This is a genomic window from Lactococcus sp. SK2-659 (genome assembly GCF_020218185.2).
GTDB classification, from domain to species: domain Bacteria; phylum Bacillota; class Bacilli; order Lactobacillales; family Streptococcaceae; genus Lactococcus; species Lactococcus lactis.
Genome location: NZ_JAIWQZ020000003.1, coordinates 190,061 through 206,643 on the forward strand (window position 1 = coordinate 190,061; position 16,583 = coordinate 206,643).

Genomic DNA, 16,583 nt, shown 5'->3' on the forward strand with positions numbered 1-16,583 from the left:
GTTTACAAGAAGGGTCCGAAGACTTGTGAACTAGAGTTTTTATTATTGACGTTGACATCAATTACATTATAAAAAGCATTAGAAGTATCAGCTACATCCCAGACAGCCAAAACAATGTGATAACCAGATCGATCAGTTGGAATGTTAATCGTGTGAGAGAGATTATTTGTTGCAGGAGAACCATCGTGATTGATTGTCCCTATAAGTTCTAATTCTGAACGTTTTAAAGGTGCATTTTGGTCCCAACCTGTTTTGGTCATATAGTAGTGCCACTTCGTTGTTTTATGAGGTGCAGTGTATTTCCAAGTGAAGATGTTAGAACCTGTACTAATAGATGTTTTTTTCCAGCGTGAACTAGTTTGATTATCTAGAACAAAGTCGCCTATTTGGCCTAAGCCTCCATTTGCAGAAGCAATCCGACCATCAGCGGGACCAGACTCTGGGAAGCCTTTAGGTGCTTCTAAAGATTGTGGGTTACTAATAACATTTCCGTAAATATTAAAAGCGGCGGTCCACCCTAAACTTTGAGAATCTAATTGTCCTTGATAGCCTCTAGCTGGTGGTGATTGAACATAACCATGAGCTGATACAGTATCTGCTTTAATTAAAAGGGAGACACTGAGTAGACCTGCAGCAACTAATAAACCAGTAAGTAGTTTTTTCATAAATTTATTCCTCTCCTATTTATAGCTTTTTCCATGGGCCAAATTCTCCTGATTGGTCAGGTTGTTGGCCAGTATTCCACCATTTTGCTTCATAATTTACTCCATTAAAAGTAACACGATCACCTTGAACATAAACTTTATCCTTTTGCCAAGTATTATTTTCCGCTGATGTGTCCAGTGTCATAAATGTAGCTCTGGCCGTATCAGAACGATTACCTGAAGGGTCAACTGCTACAACTTCAACGTTGTATTCAGTTTTTTTGGATAATCCAGTCACATCTTGTAAGCCGGATGTACTTTTAAAAGATTGAGTACCAATCTTAATTTCATAGTGATCAATGCGGACATTGTCTGTAGATTTTCCTTGAATCGTGGCAGTAGAAGCAGTCACATTACTAATTGAAATTGTGGGCAAGGTTGGTTTTTCAGTATCTTCAATCGGTTGATTGTTAAAGAGCATTGGGGCGTATGTATTTACAAAAGTATTATTATATTTTTCACCATTTGAATTGGTTCCAGCATCCCAATTTACTGACCAAGTCATTAAACCTTTTATTTCGTGACCAGAAGCTTTTAAGCGATTCAATGCATTTTTTACGGCATTGGGGTCTTTCACATAACCTGTTGCAGCAGCGTCATTATTAGATGGTAGACCAATAACGAATTTACTGGCTGGGATTTTAATAAACCCATCTGTTCCTGTTACGAAACGTTGAGTTAGACCATAGAGAAAATCTTCTTTTCTTTCGTCATTTGATTGAGAAATCCACAGATTTAAATCACTATCCCAGAAACCATCTCCTCCTTGATTATAGTATTGAGGATTGATGAAATCATAGTACGAATCTAAATTGTTGATATATGGTGCATATTTACCTGAACTTGTTAAGTAAGGAAATTCTGGAGCCATCGTAATCATAAAGTTTTTACCATCTTTTCGATAATGGTCTTTAACTTTTTTTAAAGCAGATGGGATAACAGTTTGATTATCTGCTGCTTCAATTGCAGCCTGTTCTAAATCAATATCTAATCCATCAAAGCCGTAAGTATCTACAAGACGAATGATTTCATTAACAAAATCATTTTCCTGACTTTTCTTTAATTCAATATGAGCGTCAGCTCCTCCTAAAGCGATTAAGACGCTCTTACCTTCGGCATTTAATTTTGAAATTTCGGCTCTGAATTCAGTATCAGTTTTGTTATAAGGCTTGAAAGTGGGAAGGGTTTGTCCTTCAGGTGTTTTCATAAAGGAAACATTAATTACATTGTAGCCTTCTTGTGTACTTGAAAGATTGAAGTCAGCAGAACTTCCTCCTTTATAACCATCTTTTCCTGTTGATTTCCAATTGTGCCAATAACCTACAAGCACTTTATCTTTTGGATTGACCATTTCACTAGCTGCATCTGCTAAGACTTGTTGCCCTCCTAATACAACAATTCCTATAGATGCTGTTACCAAAAAAGCCTTAATTTCTCTACGTTTTTTCACTGAAATCATAAATATCTCCTAAACAATAGTGATTTTAAAGATTCCGGAATCTTGTTCTGTAAGCGCTAACTTTATTTTAACAATTTTTTTCCTTAACTAAAAATAAAAAGGTTTATAAAATAATTATTTTTGAAGGATAAAAAAACACTAATATTCATAAAATATTAGTGTTTTTCTTATTTTAAATCTTTAAGTAAAGAATCTAACCATTCTTTTTTAAAAGTTTCTCTTTGAATAGCAAAATCTAAAACCAAATAGTGGCCACTTTTTTTATTTTTTTCATCTTCACCAAAGAGGTCTTTTTGACGTTTAATCAGATATTCCAGTTTTTTCTGGTGGACAATACTTTCTTCTTCAATTAGTTTTTGGAGATTTTCTTCATTTTTGTCATCAAGAAAATATAGGCGGAGCATGAATTCATCTTTTTGAATTGGATAGCGGTCAACAGGGTGTTTTAACCACTCGTTAAATAGTTCGACTCCTTTTGGAGTAATTTGATAGGTTTTTTTCTCTAACTTTTCACCTACAATGTGTACATCAAAAGTAACGGCTTGATCGTTTAATAATACTCTAAGTGAAGGATAAATTTGCCCTGTGTTGGCTTGCCAAAATTCACCGACTTCACTTTCAAACTTTTTCTTAAGGTCATAACCACTTAATGGTTCGGTCTTTAAAAGTCCAAGTATAATATAAGATAATTTATCTCTATGGCTCATATTTTTTCTCCTTTATTTCCATGATACACAAAAAATAGTAAATTGTAAATTTTTGATGTAGAATTTAAACTTCATTTTTAAAAAACTGTCTATTCTATTATATATAACGAAATTTAAGGAAATCTAAATTGATAATTATTTAATGTTGATAAGCTGGTATTCTATTGATTTCTCAAATAAAGAAGAGACAAATTAAATATTATTTGTCTCTTCTTTACTATTTTTGACTTGAAAATTAATGCTTAATCATTTTATAATTTTGGTCAAAGTATTTTCCGTTACGAATATCATTTGTCATTTCTTTGTAAGGAGCTTGTGCGACGACTTCGTCATTATCTTTGCCTGCTTCAGCAGTATAAGTGATTTTTGCAAATTCTGGGACTAAATATTTAGGATAAGTTTCATATTTTTCGCGAGATTCATGCATTAAGTCAATAAAATCATTTTGGAAGCAGACAGTGATTTCTGGGTGTTCTTCTACCCATTTCGGGAAGAAAATCATGCCATGTAATTTTCCTTCATTTGGAAGAAAATCTAAGGCAACATCAGTACCAGTAGGTTCTGTCCATGTAATTTTATAAATCCCTTCGGTTAACATCACTAATGAAACTTCTTGGTCTTTGACCCAGCGGCCAGCGACCATTCCGCCATGGATACGGTAATCAATGATATGATCGTTTTTGACGTAGAGTTCATATTCCCAACCATTATCATAGGTATAGATAAAGTGTGTTCCGACAAAATCTTCTAAGCTTTTAAATGTTTTCATTAAATTTCTTCTTTCTAAACGTGTTTTATAAACATGTCTTAAATATATGTTTATTATAAAATACGTTTTTTGTTTTGTCAAGATAAAAAAATACACTTTCTTAAAGTTGACAAATCTTATGAAAGTGATAAAATTAAACATAGATGTAAGAAGAGTAGATTGTCTATGAAATTTGAGGGAATTGTGGTCACCGACTGAAAGCCACAATATGGAATTGCAATTGAAGTTCACCTTACTAAAGAAAGCTATTTTTAATCTATCATTTAGAGTGATAGTCTAAAATGTAGGCTTTTGTGTGAATTAAATAATTAAATTAAGTGATAAAATAGGATGGTACCGCGGCTTTCGCTCCTTTGGAGATGAGAGTTGTGGTATTTTTATTTTCTATTAAATTTGGCTCAAATCTCTTTTTAATAACAAATATATATTTTTCATAAGTTGAAAGGATAAAAATGAACTTACAAGAAAAAATTGAAGACCTTCGCAAGCGGACTTTGTCTGACTTACTCTCTGTTGCTGATGAAAAAACACTGAATAATTTAAGAACTGTGATGCTCGGTAAAAAGGGTGAATTGACTGAAATTCTGAAAGGGATGAAAGACCTAACTAATGAAGAACGTCCAGTTATTGGCGCACTTGCCAATGCTTTTCGTGATGAGTTTGGGGCAAAATTTGAAGCTAAAAAAGTGGAAATTGAACAAGCAGTAATGAATGCCGCTTTAGAATCAGAAACTTTGGATGTGACTTTACCAGGGAAAGCTCAGAAAAAAGGAAGTCGCCATATCTTAACTCAAACGCAAGAAGAAATTGAAGAAATTTTCCTTGGAATGGGTTATGAAATTGTTGATGGTTACGAAGTGGAAACGGACCATTATAATTTTGAGCGAATGAATCTTCCAAAAGATCATCCAGCTCGTGATATGCAAGATACTTTCTATATCACTAATGAAGTTTTACTTCGTACGCATACTTCACCTATGCAAGCTCGGACAATGGATGCTCATGATTTCTCTAAAGGTGGTTTACGCATGATTGCTCCTGGTCGTGTTTATCGTCGTGATACAGATGATGCCACTCACAGCCACCAATTTCATCAAATTGAAGGTTTGGTTGTAGATAAAAATATCACAATGGCAGACCTTAAAGGAACGCTTGACCTTGTCATGAAAAAAATGTTTGGTCAAGACCGTGAATTACGCTGGCGTCCAAGTTATTTCCCATTTACTGAACCTTCTGTTGAGGTTGATATTTCTTGTTTCAAATGTGGCGGAAAAGGCTGTAACGTCTGCAAACATACCGGCTGGATTGAAATTCTTGGTGCAGGTATGGTCCATCCCAATGTGCTTGAAATGTCTGGTTTAGATTCTTCAGTTTATTCTGGTTTTGCTTTCGGGCTTGGTCAAGAACGTATTGCGATGCTCCGTTATGGAATTAACGATATTCGTGGATTCTATCAAGGGGACGTACGATTCTTAGAGCAATTTGGAAAATAAAAAAAGTCAAAAAACTGTGAATAGAAAGTGAAATAAAATGCAAGTATCATATAAATGGTTAAAAGAGTTGGTGCCTAATCTTAGAGCGACATCGGCTGAATTAGAACAAAAGATGTCTACGTCTGGGATTGAGGTTGAAGGCGTGACAAGTCCAATGGAAGGTTTGTCAAAACTTGTTGTGGGAGAAATTTTATCAAGTGAAGATATTCCTGACACACACTTACACATCACACAAGTGAATGTTGGAGCTGAAGAATCATTGCAAATTGTTTGTGGTGCGCCAAATGTTCGTGTGGGTATGAAAGTAATTGTGGCACTTGTGGGTGCTCGAATTGCTGATAATTATAAAATCAAAAAAGGTAAAATTCGAGGAGTTGAATCTCTCGGGATGCTCTGTGCTCTTGATGAAATTGGGATTGATGAAAAAATTAATCCAATGAAGCATGAGGATGGTATTTTTGAAATGCCAGCGGATGCTAAAGTTGGTGATAGTATTTTCTCTTATCTTGATATGGATGATGAAATCATTGAATTATCAATTACACCAAACCGTGCGGATGCTTTGTCAATGCATGGGGCAGCTTGGGAAGTTGGCGCTATTTATGGTTTACCCGTTCAATTAGAAAAGAAAGATTTAGTAGAAGCTTCTGAATCAGCAGCAAGTAAAATTGCAGTAAAAGTTGAAACAGATAAGGTACCAACATATAAAATTCGTTTGATTGAAGGGGTTAAGATTGCTAAATCACCACAATGGTTGCAAAACCGTTTGATGAATGCTGGTGTGAAACCAATCAACAATGTAGTGGATGTGACGAATTATGTTTTGATGGCTTTTGGTCAACCTTTGCATAGTTTTGATTTTGCTAAATTTGGTTCTGATGAAATTTTGGTTCGTCAAGCTAAGGCTGGTGAAAAAATGACAACCTTAGACCATGTTGAACGTGAATTAGATGATTCTGATATTGTGGTTACCGCAAATGGACTTCCTGTAGCGCTTGGTGGTGTTATGGGTGGCGCTGATAGTGAAATTACTGACGAAACAACAAGTGTTGCCCTTGAAGCGGCTCTATTTGATGGGGTTTCAATTCGTAAAACTTCTCAAAAATTTGCTTTGCGTTCGGAAGCATCAAGTCGTTTTGAAAAAGGAATTAATGAAGGAACGGTTCGTGAGGCACTTGATTTTGCAGCAGCAATGATAGTTGAATTGGCTGGTGGAAAAGTTCTTTCAGGTGTTGTTGAATCAAATGATTATCAACCTATTTTGCCAAAAGTATCAATTACTTTGAGTCGTGTTAATAGTGCTTTGGGAACAGATTTATCTCTTGAGACTGTGGAGAAAATTTTTGTTCAACTTGGCTTTGGGGTTGAAGTTGAGGGTGAAAAATTTACTTGTGAAATTCCATCACGTCGTTGGGATATTCATATTGAAGCTGATTTAGTTGAAGAAGTAGCTCGTATTTATGGCTATGATAATTTGCCAAGTACTTTGCCTTCCTCACAAAATGCTGGTGAATTGACTCAAATGCAAAAATTCCGTCGTACGGTGCGAACAGGTCTCGAAAGTTCAGGGCTTAATGAAGTTATTGGTTATTCGCTTGTAACTCCAGAAAAAGCAACTGAATTTGTGGGTCAGCTTGAAACAACAACGCTTATGATGCCAATGACCGAAGATCGTCAAACACTTCGTGCAAACATGATTCCAGGACTTTTGGATATTGTAAATTACAATCAGAATCGTAAAAATGCTGATGTGGCAATTTATGAAATTGGCAATATTTTCTTACCAAATCCAGATGATATTCGTCCGATAGAAGTACCAAACCTTGCTTTTGCTATTTCTGGAAATGTTGTGGATAAATCATATAATGGACAAGCTGTTCCTGTTGATTTCTACTATGCTAAGGGAATTGTGGAAAACCTTCTCGAAGCATACAAAGAAGTAGAATTTATTCCAAGCAATAATCAAGCAGCGATGCACCCAGGACGGACTGCTGTCATTAAAATTAATGGGCGTGTGGCTGGTTTTGTAGGACAAATTCATCCGGCGACAGCTAAAAAATACGATATTGCAGAGACTTATGTTGCTGGTCTTGATATGCAAGTGATGCTTGAAGAATTACCAGCTCAAACTATCTTTACTGACATTCCGAAAGTTCAAGCGGTTCACCGTGATATCGCACTTTTGATTGATGCTGAAGTGACACATGCGCAAATTGTTTCTGTCATTAAATCAAGTCGTGTCAAAACACTTAGCCAAGTTGAGTTATTTGATATTTATCAAGGCAAAAACTTACCGGCTGGTAAGAAATCAATGGCTTACAGTCTCACTTTCCAACCTGTTGAAAATACAATGACAGATGATGAAATTACGGCTGCGGTCAATAAAATTACAAAAAATCTTGTGGAAAAATTGGATATAGAAATCCGTTAATTTGAAAAATTACTGACAAAAAAACTGTCAGTAAAATCTCTATTGGTATTTTACTGATAGAGATTTTTTTTTAAAATAAATAATAAAGAAGTGAATGAAAATTTGCTTTCAGTAAATCAAAAGACTCTTGCGGAAGTGTTGTTTTGTATTTATTTTAAAATTATGTTAATCTTGGTAAAGATATTGCAATTAAAATCCTGAGGGGATATGTTAGAATAGACAAAGTATGAAGAATTTAATTCCTAAAAAAATAAAACAAGTTGGAATACTTGTGGGAGCTTTACTGATGATTTTGTCAGTACTACCATCTAATCTCTTAGGAGTAACAAAGGTAAATGCTGAGAGCTCTCAAACGGAAGTCAACCAAGAACTTACAAACTTCCAAACAGAACTCGATAGCAAATTAGCGCAGGCAAATAAGATTTATAGTCAAGCGCAAGAAGCTCAAGAAAAAGTTAAGCAGTCAAAGAGCAAAATCACAGAATATGAAAGCAAAATTGCTGAAACTGAAAATGATATTGTTCAACTCAAGGCTTCTGTCGCAAAACAAATGCGGGCAGTACAATCAAATGGTGGGGCTACGTTCTCATATATTGATGTCGTTGCGTCATCAAAAAATCTCTCAGAGATGATTACACGTTTGACTAATCTGAACGTAGTTTTGACAGCCGAGGCTGACCAAGCTAAATCTTTGATAGAAAAAGAAGCTTCACTTAAAACAATGAAAGTTAAATTGGAAGAAACGCAAGAATCTCTTGTGAAAAACCAAAATGACTATCAAGGACAAGTAGACAGCTTGCAAAGTAGTATTTCATCGCTTAAGGATAAAATTAGTTCTAATAAACAACTTTTGAGTGAAATGCAAGAAAAAGCAGCAGCAGAACAAAAAGCTCGCGATGAAGCATTGGCTAAATCGGTAGCTGAGGTTAAAGCTAAAGCGGAGCAAGAGAAGGCTAAGATTTCATCAAGTTCGTCAAGTACTCAAAACTCAAGCTCATCAAGTTCTCAAAGTTCACAGGCTTCAAGCGATAAAGGAACGGATAGTGCTAACAATGGCTCATCTACAACAACTTCTGGTGGTCGTACTTTAAATGTAGAAGCAACGGCTTATGCTTTGAATGGGATTACAGCAACGGGAATTGATTTAAGTAAAAATCCAATTTGTATTGCGGTTGACCCAAGTGTTATTCCTTTGAATTCTCTTGTTGAAGTTCCAGGATATGGAATTGCAATTGCTGGTGATACTGGGGGAGCAATTATTGGGAATATCATTGATGTCCATTTTCCAACTAATGACCAAGCAATCGCTTGGGGACGGAAAAATATTCAAATCACTGTTTTGAGTTAATAAACATTAAAAAATAATGAAAGGCTTACAGTTAAGCCTTTTTTTGGTATAATGAGAACATGATAAAAAATGGACGTATTGTCAAATCTTTGGCAGGCTTTTATGATGTAGAATCAGAAGGTGAAGTTTATCAGACGCGTGCGCGTGGTAATTTCAGAAAAAAAGGAATGAAACCTGTTGTGGGAGATTTTGTTGAATTTTCTACTGAGGAAAATTCAGAAGGTTATATTTTAAAAATTGGTGAGCGAAAAAATTCTTTAATTCGACCATCTATTGCTAATATTGATCAAGCTGTGATTATTATGTCAACAGTGAGCCCAAATTTTAGTTTGAATTTATTAGATCGATTTTTGGTTTTTTTAGAGCATAAAAATATTCACCCGATGATTTACATTTCTAAGTTGGATTTACTGACAGAGATGCAGGAAGGCTCAGATAAGAATAAAAAAACTTTTAATCAGCTGACAGATTATGAACAGATAAAAAGTGATTATGAACAAATTGGTTATGATGTTTTTTTTGATGCTGAGCATTTGGTCAGTAATTTAGCGGGAAAAGTAACTGTCTTTATGGGTCAAACTGGCGCTGGTAAGACTACTTTGCTAAATAAAATTGCACCAGAAATGCAACTGGCAACGGGAGAAACTTCAGAAAAACTGGGACGTGGGCGTCATACGACACGTCATGTTGAATTTTTTGAATTGGCTGGTGGCTTAATTGCTGACACACCGGGATTTTCGAGTCTAGACTATGAAGTGACGAATCAGCCGGATTTAAATGCTGCTTTTCCTGAAATTTTAAGAATCAGTCATGATTGCAAGTTTCGCGAATGTACACATACGCATGAACCCAGCTGTGCAGTCAAGCTGGCACTAGAAAATCATGAAATTTTAGAGAGCCGCTATGATAATTATTTACAGATTTTAGATGAAATTAATCACACGAGGGAAACTTATGAGAAAAAACGAAAAAAACAGGGCTAAAGATAATATTTGGTTAAAACAAGCTGGTTTTTTTGCCCTTGTTTTAGCATGGATTTTAGCGATTTATTTTAAAAATGATTTGTCAAAAACAATGATGATTATTGTATTTATCCTCTTGGTTATTGCAACTTTCTTTGTTATTTTTTGGTTAAACCGTGTCTTTTTTGGATTAACTAATCAGCCCAAAGAGGATAAAAAAGATTTAGAGAGTTCACAGGACAAAGAAAAATGAAAAAACGATTGAAAACAGAAGCCTTTTTAGCGGTTATTTTTGCGCTTATTTGCCAAATTTTAGAAATGTTTGTCTTCAAAAGTGGACGTCTGGCCTTTGTGATGAATTTCTTGACTGTCATTGCTTTAGGCTTAGCAATTATGCTTGGAGTTCGTGCGGCAACCGTTGTAGAGCACAAACGTGAGGGTGAATCTTGGAAAACAATTATTAAAGAAGAACTTCATGATGATTCATCAGAAAATAGTGGTGAATAAGTGTTTTTAGTTTCAAAAGATAAATTACTAATTCAAGTTATTTAGAGAGAGGATAGAAATGAAAAATAAAATTGCTCCATCAATTTTGTCAGCAGACTTTGGAAATTTTGCAAGAGATGTGAAACGTTTAGAATCTGCTGGAGCTGACCTTGTACATATTGACGTAATGGACGGACATTTTGTGGATAATTTAACCTTTGGAGCTGGCGTTGTTTCGGCACTTCGCGCACAAACTCATTTATTTTTCGATGTTCACATGATGGTTGAAAATCCTGAAAAATATGTGGAGGATTTTGCAAAGGCAGGAGCTGATAGCATGAGTATTCATGTTGAAGCAACTCATCATATTCACGGAGCACTTCAAAAAATTAAGAATGCCGGCATGAAAGCTTCGGTAGTTATTAATCCTGGAACTCCTGTAGAGGCGATTAAAACTGTTTTACCACTTGTGGATATGGTCTTAGTAATGACAGTCAATCCTGGTTTTGGGGGTCAAAAATTTATTCCTGAAATGATGGATAAAGTTCGTGAACTCGCTCAAATTCGGACTGATAAAAAGCTTGATTTTGAAATCGAAGTTGATGGTGGAATTGATGACCAAACAATTAAAGTTGCTAAAGCTGCCGGAGCTAATGTTTTTGTTGCAGGGTCATTTATTTTTAATGGTGAAGTTGAGAAAAATATTGAAAAACTTCGTGTAAATTTATAAAATTCTCAAAAAGTTACTGACAGCTTTTCTGTCAGTAAACTTTAGGAATTGATTTAAAGTTTTTAGAAATGTAGGAAAATAAAAAATCAAGATGGAAGTCATAATTATTATATTACTTATACTTTTGATTTTACTGTCCCTTGCCAATTTTTTCAAAAAAACTGACAAAGGAAATACGAGTCATCAGTTAAATTATCTTAATCAAAATTTATCGGAAATGCGCTCAGATATTAACCAGCAACTTGCGCAAAATAGACAGGAACTTTCTAGTAGTTTACGTTCGGTCAATAATGATTTTTCGGCACTGACAGAAAATATCAATAGTAAGTTTGATTGGCAGTTTAAAGATTTACAAAACTCAAATGAGCAAAAATTAGAAAAAATTTCTGTAAGTTTGGTAGAATCTACTGATAGAACGGTTAGTAAACTGTCAGAACTGACAGAGTCAATTACCGCCAAATTTGACCATAAATTTAAAGAATTACAAGATTCAAATGATAAAAGATTGAGTCAGATTCAAGAAACGGTCGATGAAAAATTGCAAGAAACATTAAATCGCAGAATTTCGCAATCCTTTGAACAGGTAACTTTACATTTGAAAAATGTGGAAGAGGGCTTGGGCGAAATGAGAAATCTTGCCAGCGATGTGGACAGCTTACAAAAGGTAATGACCGGTGTTAAAACACGTGGGATTGTTGGTGAAATTCAGTTAGGCCGAATTTTAGAGCAAATGTTTACAAGTAGTCAATACCGTGAACAAGTCAATATCCAAGGGGGAAATGCAGTTGATTATGCTTTGATTTTACCTGGAAAATCTGATGATTCAGAGCTTTTATTGCCAATTGACTCAAAATTTCCGATGGAAGATTATCAACGCTTGCAAATGGCTTTAGAATCTAATGACAGTCTGGAAATTGAGAAGACAAGAAAAGCATTGTTTAATGCCGTCAAAGCTCAAGCCAAATCAATCAGTGAAAAATATATTGTTCCACCAAAAACAACAGATTTTGCCATCATGTTTTTACCAACTGAAGGGCTGTTTATGGAAGTGGTCAATAACCCTGAACTTTATGAACAAATCAGTCGTGATTACAAGGTTAATGTGACTGGTCCAACGACAATGACAGCCGTCTTGAACAGTTTGCAAATGGGCTTTAAAACTTTGCAAATCGAACAAAAATCAGCTGAAGTTTATGAGCTACTAGGTGCTGTCAAAACAGAATTTGGTAAGTTTGAAGGTTCACTGAAAAAAGTTCAAGAACGTCTGCAACAATCTGAAAAAGAGATTAGCAATCTAATCACCACAAGAACAAATGTGATGAATCGTAAATTACGGAATATTAATGAAATTGATAATAGTAAAAGTAGTGAACTTCTAGGGATAGATAATGAATAAACCTCTCTTTCTAGTTTAAGTTCGATATCTAAAGAAGTAGTCGCTCTTAAAAGCGATAAAAAATTAACATATAAAAGTGGGACGTAAGAAAGAAAAACATTTATTTCTTTGGTGAAATGAAGCGCCCCTGTAAATTTATTTAACTGAGTTCGGGCTCGTAGAAGCGCGTGAAATAGAAACTGGATTATATTCAGAACCACAATTTTCATCACTTCTGAATGCTCGTTCTCACATCTTAAAGGAGAAAACATGGTGCTCATTAAAAACTTAGAAATTGGCGAATTTTTTGAAGGGTTTTATCTGATTAAATCAGTTGAATTACGTCAAACTCGTGCAGGGAAAGACTTTTTAGCTTTAAGTTTTCAAGACCGAACAGGAACAATCAACGGAAATATTTGGGATGCTAATCCTAAGGCGGTTGAACAATTTAGAGCTGGACGTGTCGTACATATGAAGGCTCTCAAAGAACTTTATAATGGAATGCCTCAAGTCAATAAAATACAATTACGTTTGGCGACAGATAGTGAACCCAATCAACCTCATGATTACCGAGAAAGTTCACCTGTTCAAGAAAAAGATCTACGTGAATATGTTCAATCAATCGTCTTTCGTATTGAAAATGCGACTTTAAATCGAATTGTACGGACGATTTTAAAAAAATTTGATAAAGAATTTTATGAATTTCCTGCTGCAAAAACTAATCACCATGCTTTTGAAGGAGGTCTTGCTTTCCATACAACCACCATGCTTCAATTAGCAGAAAAAGTTTGCGAAGTTTATCCACAACTCAACGAAAATTTGATGTTTGCCGGTGTTTTACTGCATGATATGGCAAAATGTTTAGAGTTTACAGGTGCGGAAAATACTTCTTATACTTTGCGCGGAAATTTGCTTGGGCACATTGTTTTGATTGATGAAGAAGTGAGTAAAGCCGCCATTGAACTTGGCTTTGATGATGACAATGAAGATTTATTAATGCTTCGTCATTGTTTGTTGAGTCATCATGGTGAGTTGGAATATGGTAGCCCTGTTCGTCCGCAAATTATGGAAGCAGAAATGATTCATCAAATTGATGTTATGGATGCCAATATGATGATGATGACTACGGCGACTCAAACGCTTGACCCAGGTCAATTTAGTCAACGGGTTTGGGCTTTATCTAATCGTAATTTTTATAAACCAAGAAAAGATTAAACCGACGGTTCGAGTGAATAAAAAAGCTGTTTTACACCTAAATTTGAATAATTTGGTGTGTAACATCTTCGCACTTCATGCTAGGCTCTCCACTCTCGCAGTCGAGTGGGGCGAAGTGTTCCATTGTTAAAAGAGGAGCCCAAAAGGCTCCTCTTTTGTCTATTTCCACAGTCATTTGAGTCATAATTTAACTTTTTGATTTTTTGTGGAAAGTACTCTGTCAACATTCTGAAGTGTGGCGTACGTTTTTTTACTGACAGAAATTTTTGTCAGTGAAAATGGTAAAATAGAGGAAGTTAAAAAAATATAAGGAGTTTTTTATGAATTACACTTTAAAAAATGACCACATAAATGTTGTTGTGGATACTTTTGGAGCAGAAATGCATTCTATTCAACATGATGATATTGAATATTTGTGGCAAGCAGATGCAAAATTTTGGGGCCGTCATGCTCCAGTTCTTTTTCCAATCGTAGGGAAATTGAAAAATGGGGAATATCGCTATAATGACAAAACTTATAAAATGGGCGGACACGGTTTTGCACGTGATAATGACTTTGAATTAATTAAGAAATCAGCTGATGAACTTGTTTTTGAACTTCGTGACAATGAAGATAGCTTAAATCACTATCCTTTTCATTTTGTTTTCCGTGTTTCTTATAAACTAGTAGATAATAAAATTAGAGTTCGTTATGAAGTGAAAAATGAAGATGAAAAATTCATGTCTTTTGGCGTTGGGGCTCACCCAGCTTTCAATGTTCCTTTAAAAAATGGAACTTTTGAAGATTACCAATTAACAATTTCACCAGATGAAAAGCGGACATTTATTCCACTTGATCCACCGTCAGGAACTTTGAAACTAGATGAAAGAGTTGAAAGTCAAGTCAGTCAACTTCCATTAACAAGAACACTTTTTGATAAAGATGCTTTAGTTTATACTTCATCAAAGGAGATGAAAGTTTCATTGACCAATAAATTAGATGACCACGGAGTCAGCCTAACATGGAAAAATATGCCTTATTTTGGTTTATGGTCACCTTATCCAAATGAAGCACCCTTTGTTTGTATCGAACCTTGGTGTGGAATTGCAGATGATGAAAATACTGATGGAGATATTACCAACAAATTTGGAATCAATCAACTGGCACCAGAAGGAAAATTTTCTTGTGAATATACCATTGAAATTAAATAATCAAAAAAGACTCTCGTATTTTTACGGGAGTTTTTGCTTAAAAAAATGCTAGAATTAATTGAGATAGGCTGTCAGTAAACTTAGGAGTTACAAAATTACTGACAGAATAAAAAACGACTGACAGAAAGTAAAATAATGACCACAATTCTTCTCAACGCCTTGAGTATCATACTTGTTTTATTTTTAGCTCTCCTACTAAAGAAAATTAGAATTCTTCATCAAAAAGACGGAGCAATAACTTCAAAAATGGTTGTTTATCTGACCTTGCCAGCAACAATTTTAATTGGAGTCAATCATACAAAACTCTCTAATATTTTTTTTATTTTGATGTTTATGGGACTTTTTTCCAATCTTCTTTTAGTTTTTCTAGGAAAATTTATTGGGCGAAAAGCTACTGTTGAAGAACGTGGACTTTATATGTTTGATTTGTCAGGTTATAATATCGGAAATTTTTCAATTCCTTTTGTTTCTAGTTTTTTTCCAGCAGCAATTCCATTTCTTGCCATGTTTGACATGGGAAATTCATTAATGGTGACAGGGACTACTCAAGCAATTGTTGAACTTTCAAGTGGTAGAAAAAAGCACGGCTTTATCTTACAAGAAATATTTGGCGTCTTATTCCGTAATCCACCCTTTGTTGTTTATATTTTTATGTTTATTTTAGCAATTTTTGGCCTATCTTTTCCGGATGAATGGCTAATTCCAATTCGCCCTTTAGCAAATGCTAATACTCTTTTATCTATCTTTACGATCGGGCTTTTTATGGAATTTCGTCTGCCAAAGGGAAAATTAAAACTTGTCTTAAAAATATTGACTTGGCGCTATTTGCTAGCTTTTATTTTAGCTAGTTTAGTTTATTTTTTCCTTCCATTTCCAGCCATAATAAAAGAAATTCTTTTATTAATCTTCTTTTGCCCAATGTCCTTTTTACATATGATTCAGGCTATAGAACTTGGAAATGATAAGGCCTTAGCTGGATTGACAATAAGTTTATCCATGTTTATTTCTTTAATTTTAATGAGTATCATTGTAATAATTTTGTGAGGTGAAAAATGAAAAATCAAATAGAAAAATTATTAGAGAATTTTGTACCAGAAGGTCAGCAAGAAAAAACAGATTTTAAAGTTTTTCAAGATTTTGCAGCTGATGAAAAAAATTTGAATCGGTCTTCTATTGCACATTTTACAGCAAGTGCATTTGTTTTGAATGAAAGTCATGATAAAATTTTAGGAATTTATCATAAGATTTATCAAAGTTGGGGTTGGGTAGGCGGTCATGCTGATGGCAATGCTGACTTATTAGCTGTAGCGGTAAAAGAAGTTCAAGAAGAAACGGGACTGCGATTTTTCAAAAAACTTTCAGAAAAGCCAATTTCAATTGAAGCCTTACCTGTTTTTGGACATCATCACAGAAAATATGGTTATGTCAGTGCTCATATTCATCTTAATGTTACTTTTTTATTTGAAGCAAAGGAAAGTGATTCACTTCAAAAGAATACAGCTGAAACAGAGGGATTAGCCTGGATTCCCCTAGAAAAATTTTCCGAAAAATCCTCAGAAAAAGAAATGAGAGTAATCTATGATAAAATCATTGCTCGAATTATAAATAAATAAAATACAAAATGAGACTTGCCATAGGCAAGTTTTATTATAAGATTAAAAATTTTAAATTAGACCATCACAGAATTAAAATGCGAGACTATTGCAAAAAAATC

The 16,583-nt window shown here is 34.7% G+C and carries 16 protein-coding genes; 12 read left to right on the forward strand and 4 right to left on the reverse strand.

Translation table 11 applies throughout. From position 1 onward, the window contains the following. Positions 1-2: 2 nt before the first annotated feature. The 4 genes from LDP15_RS11035 to LDP15_RS11050 form a co-directional block, all read right to left on the reverse strand. On the reverse strand, positions 3-665 hold the full coding sequence (locus LDP15_RS11035) for a lytic polysaccharide monooxygenase (RefSeq protein WP_015427072.1): 663 nt from the start codon (positions 663-665) through the stop codon (positions 3-5). Between the two features lie 19 nt (positions 666-684). Further along, the gene (locus LDP15_RS11040) at positions 685-2,163 is read right to left on the reverse strand and encodes a glycosyl hydrolase family 18 protein (RefSeq protein WP_015427071.1); all 1,479 of its coding nucleotides are present in this window, start codon (positions 2,161-2,163) and stop codon (positions 685-687) included. Positions 2,164-2,330: 167 nt separating this feature from the next. Further along, complete coding sequence (locus LDP15_RS11045; protein ID WP_015427070.1) at positions 2,331-2,870, reverse strand: PadR family transcriptional regulator; 540 nt, start codon at positions 2,868-2,870, stop codon at positions 2,331-2,333. A 235-nt stretch (positions 2,871-3,105) separates the two neighbouring features. Next, complete coding sequence (locus tag LDP15_RS11050; protein ID WP_015427069.1) at positions 3,106-3,639, reverse strand: phenolic acid decarboxylase; 534 nt, start codon at positions 3,637-3,639, stop codon at positions 3,106-3,108. Positions 3,640-4,091: 452 nt separating this feature from the next. Between LDP15_RS11050 and pheS the strand changes: the two genes are divergently transcribed. The 12 genes from pheS (at position 4,092) to LDP15_RS11110 (ending at position 16,482) form a co-directional block, all read left to right on the forward strand. Further along, a complete protein-coding gene (gene pheS, locus LDP15_RS11055; RefSeq protein WP_004254858.1) occupies positions 4,092-5,132 on the forward strand; it encodes a phenylalanine--tRNA ligase subunit alpha in 1,041 nt (346 codons plus the stop codon). A 37-nt stretch (positions 5,133-5,169) separates the two neighbouring features. Next, positions 5,170-7,563, forward strand: a complete 2,394-nt coding sequence (gene pheT / locus LDP15_RS11060) for a phenylalanine--tRNA ligase subunit beta (protein ID WP_225513526.1) — start codon at positions 5,170-5,172, stop codon at positions 7,561-7,563. A 226-nt stretch (positions 7,564-7,789) separates the two neighbouring features. After that, entirely contained in the window at positions 7,790-8,911 is a 1,122-nt protein-coding gene (locus tag LDP15_RS11065) for a 3D domain-containing protein (protein WP_015427067.1), read from the forward strand. A gap of 59 nt (positions 8,912-8,970) precedes the next feature. Next, positions 8,971-9,894 carry a ribosome small subunit-dependent GTPase A gene (gene rsgA, locus LDP15_RS11070; protein ID WP_004254873.1) on the forward strand — a complete coding sequence of 308 codons (924 nt, stop codon included), beginning with the start codon at positions 8,971-8,973 and terminating at the stop codon, positions 9,892-9,894. Continuing rightward, entirely contained in the window at positions 9,866-10,126 is a 261-nt protein-coding gene (locus LDP15_RS11075; RefSeq protein WP_012898465.1) for a hypothetical protein, read from the forward strand. Before rsgA ends, LDP15_RS11075 begins: the two co-directional genes overlap by 29 nt. Next, the gene (locus tag LDP15_RS11080) at positions 10,123-10,380 is read left to right on the forward strand and encodes a hypothetical protein (RefSeq protein WP_015427066.1); all 258 of its coding nucleotides are present in this window, start codon (positions 10,123-10,125) and stop codon (positions 10,378-10,380) included. Before LDP15_RS11075 ends, LDP15_RS11080 begins: the two co-directional genes overlap by 4 nt. 58 nt (positions 10,381-10,438) lie before the next feature. Next, positions 10,439-11,089 carry a ribulose-phosphate 3-epimerase gene (gene rpe / locus LDP15_RS11085; RefSeq protein ID WP_004254883.1) on the forward strand — a complete coding sequence of 217 codons (651 nt, stop codon included), beginning with the start codon at positions 10,439-10,441 and terminating at the stop codon, positions 11,087-11,089. Positions 11,090-11,180: 91 nt separating this feature from the next. After that, the gene (gene rmuC / locus LDP15_RS11090) at positions 11,181-12,485 is read left to right on the forward strand and encodes a DNA recombination protein RmuC (RefSeq protein WP_015427065.1); all 1,305 of its coding nucleotides are present in this window, start codon (positions 11,181-11,183) and stop codon (positions 12,483-12,485) included. Between the two features lie 249 nt (positions 12,486-12,734). Beyond that, positions 12,735-13,679, forward strand: a complete 945-nt coding sequence (locus tag LDP15_RS11095) for a 3'-5' exoribonuclease YhaM family protein (RefSeq protein WP_004254890.1) — start codon at positions 12,735-12,737, stop codon at positions 13,677-13,679. Between the two features lie 320 nt (positions 13,680-13,999). After that, positions 14,000-14,869 carry an aldose 1-epimerase family protein gene (locus LDP15_RS11100; protein ID WP_225513527.1) on the forward strand — a complete coding sequence of 290 codons (870 nt, stop codon included), beginning with the start codon at positions 14,000-14,002 and terminating at the stop codon, positions 14,867-14,869. Between the two features lie 135 nt (positions 14,870-15,004). Further along, positions 15,005-15,913, forward strand: coding sequence for an AEC family transporter (locus tag LDP15_RS11105; RefSeq protein WP_015427063.1), 909 nt, complete (start codon positions 15,005-15,007; stop codon positions 15,911-15,913). 8 nt (positions 15,914-15,921) lie between these two features. Next, positions 15,922-16,482, forward strand: a complete 561-nt coding sequence (locus tag LDP15_RS11110; RefSeq protein ID WP_015427062.1) for an NUDIX hydrolase — start codon at positions 15,922-15,924, stop codon at positions 16,480-16,482. Positions 16,483-16,583 lie beyond the last annotated feature (101 nt).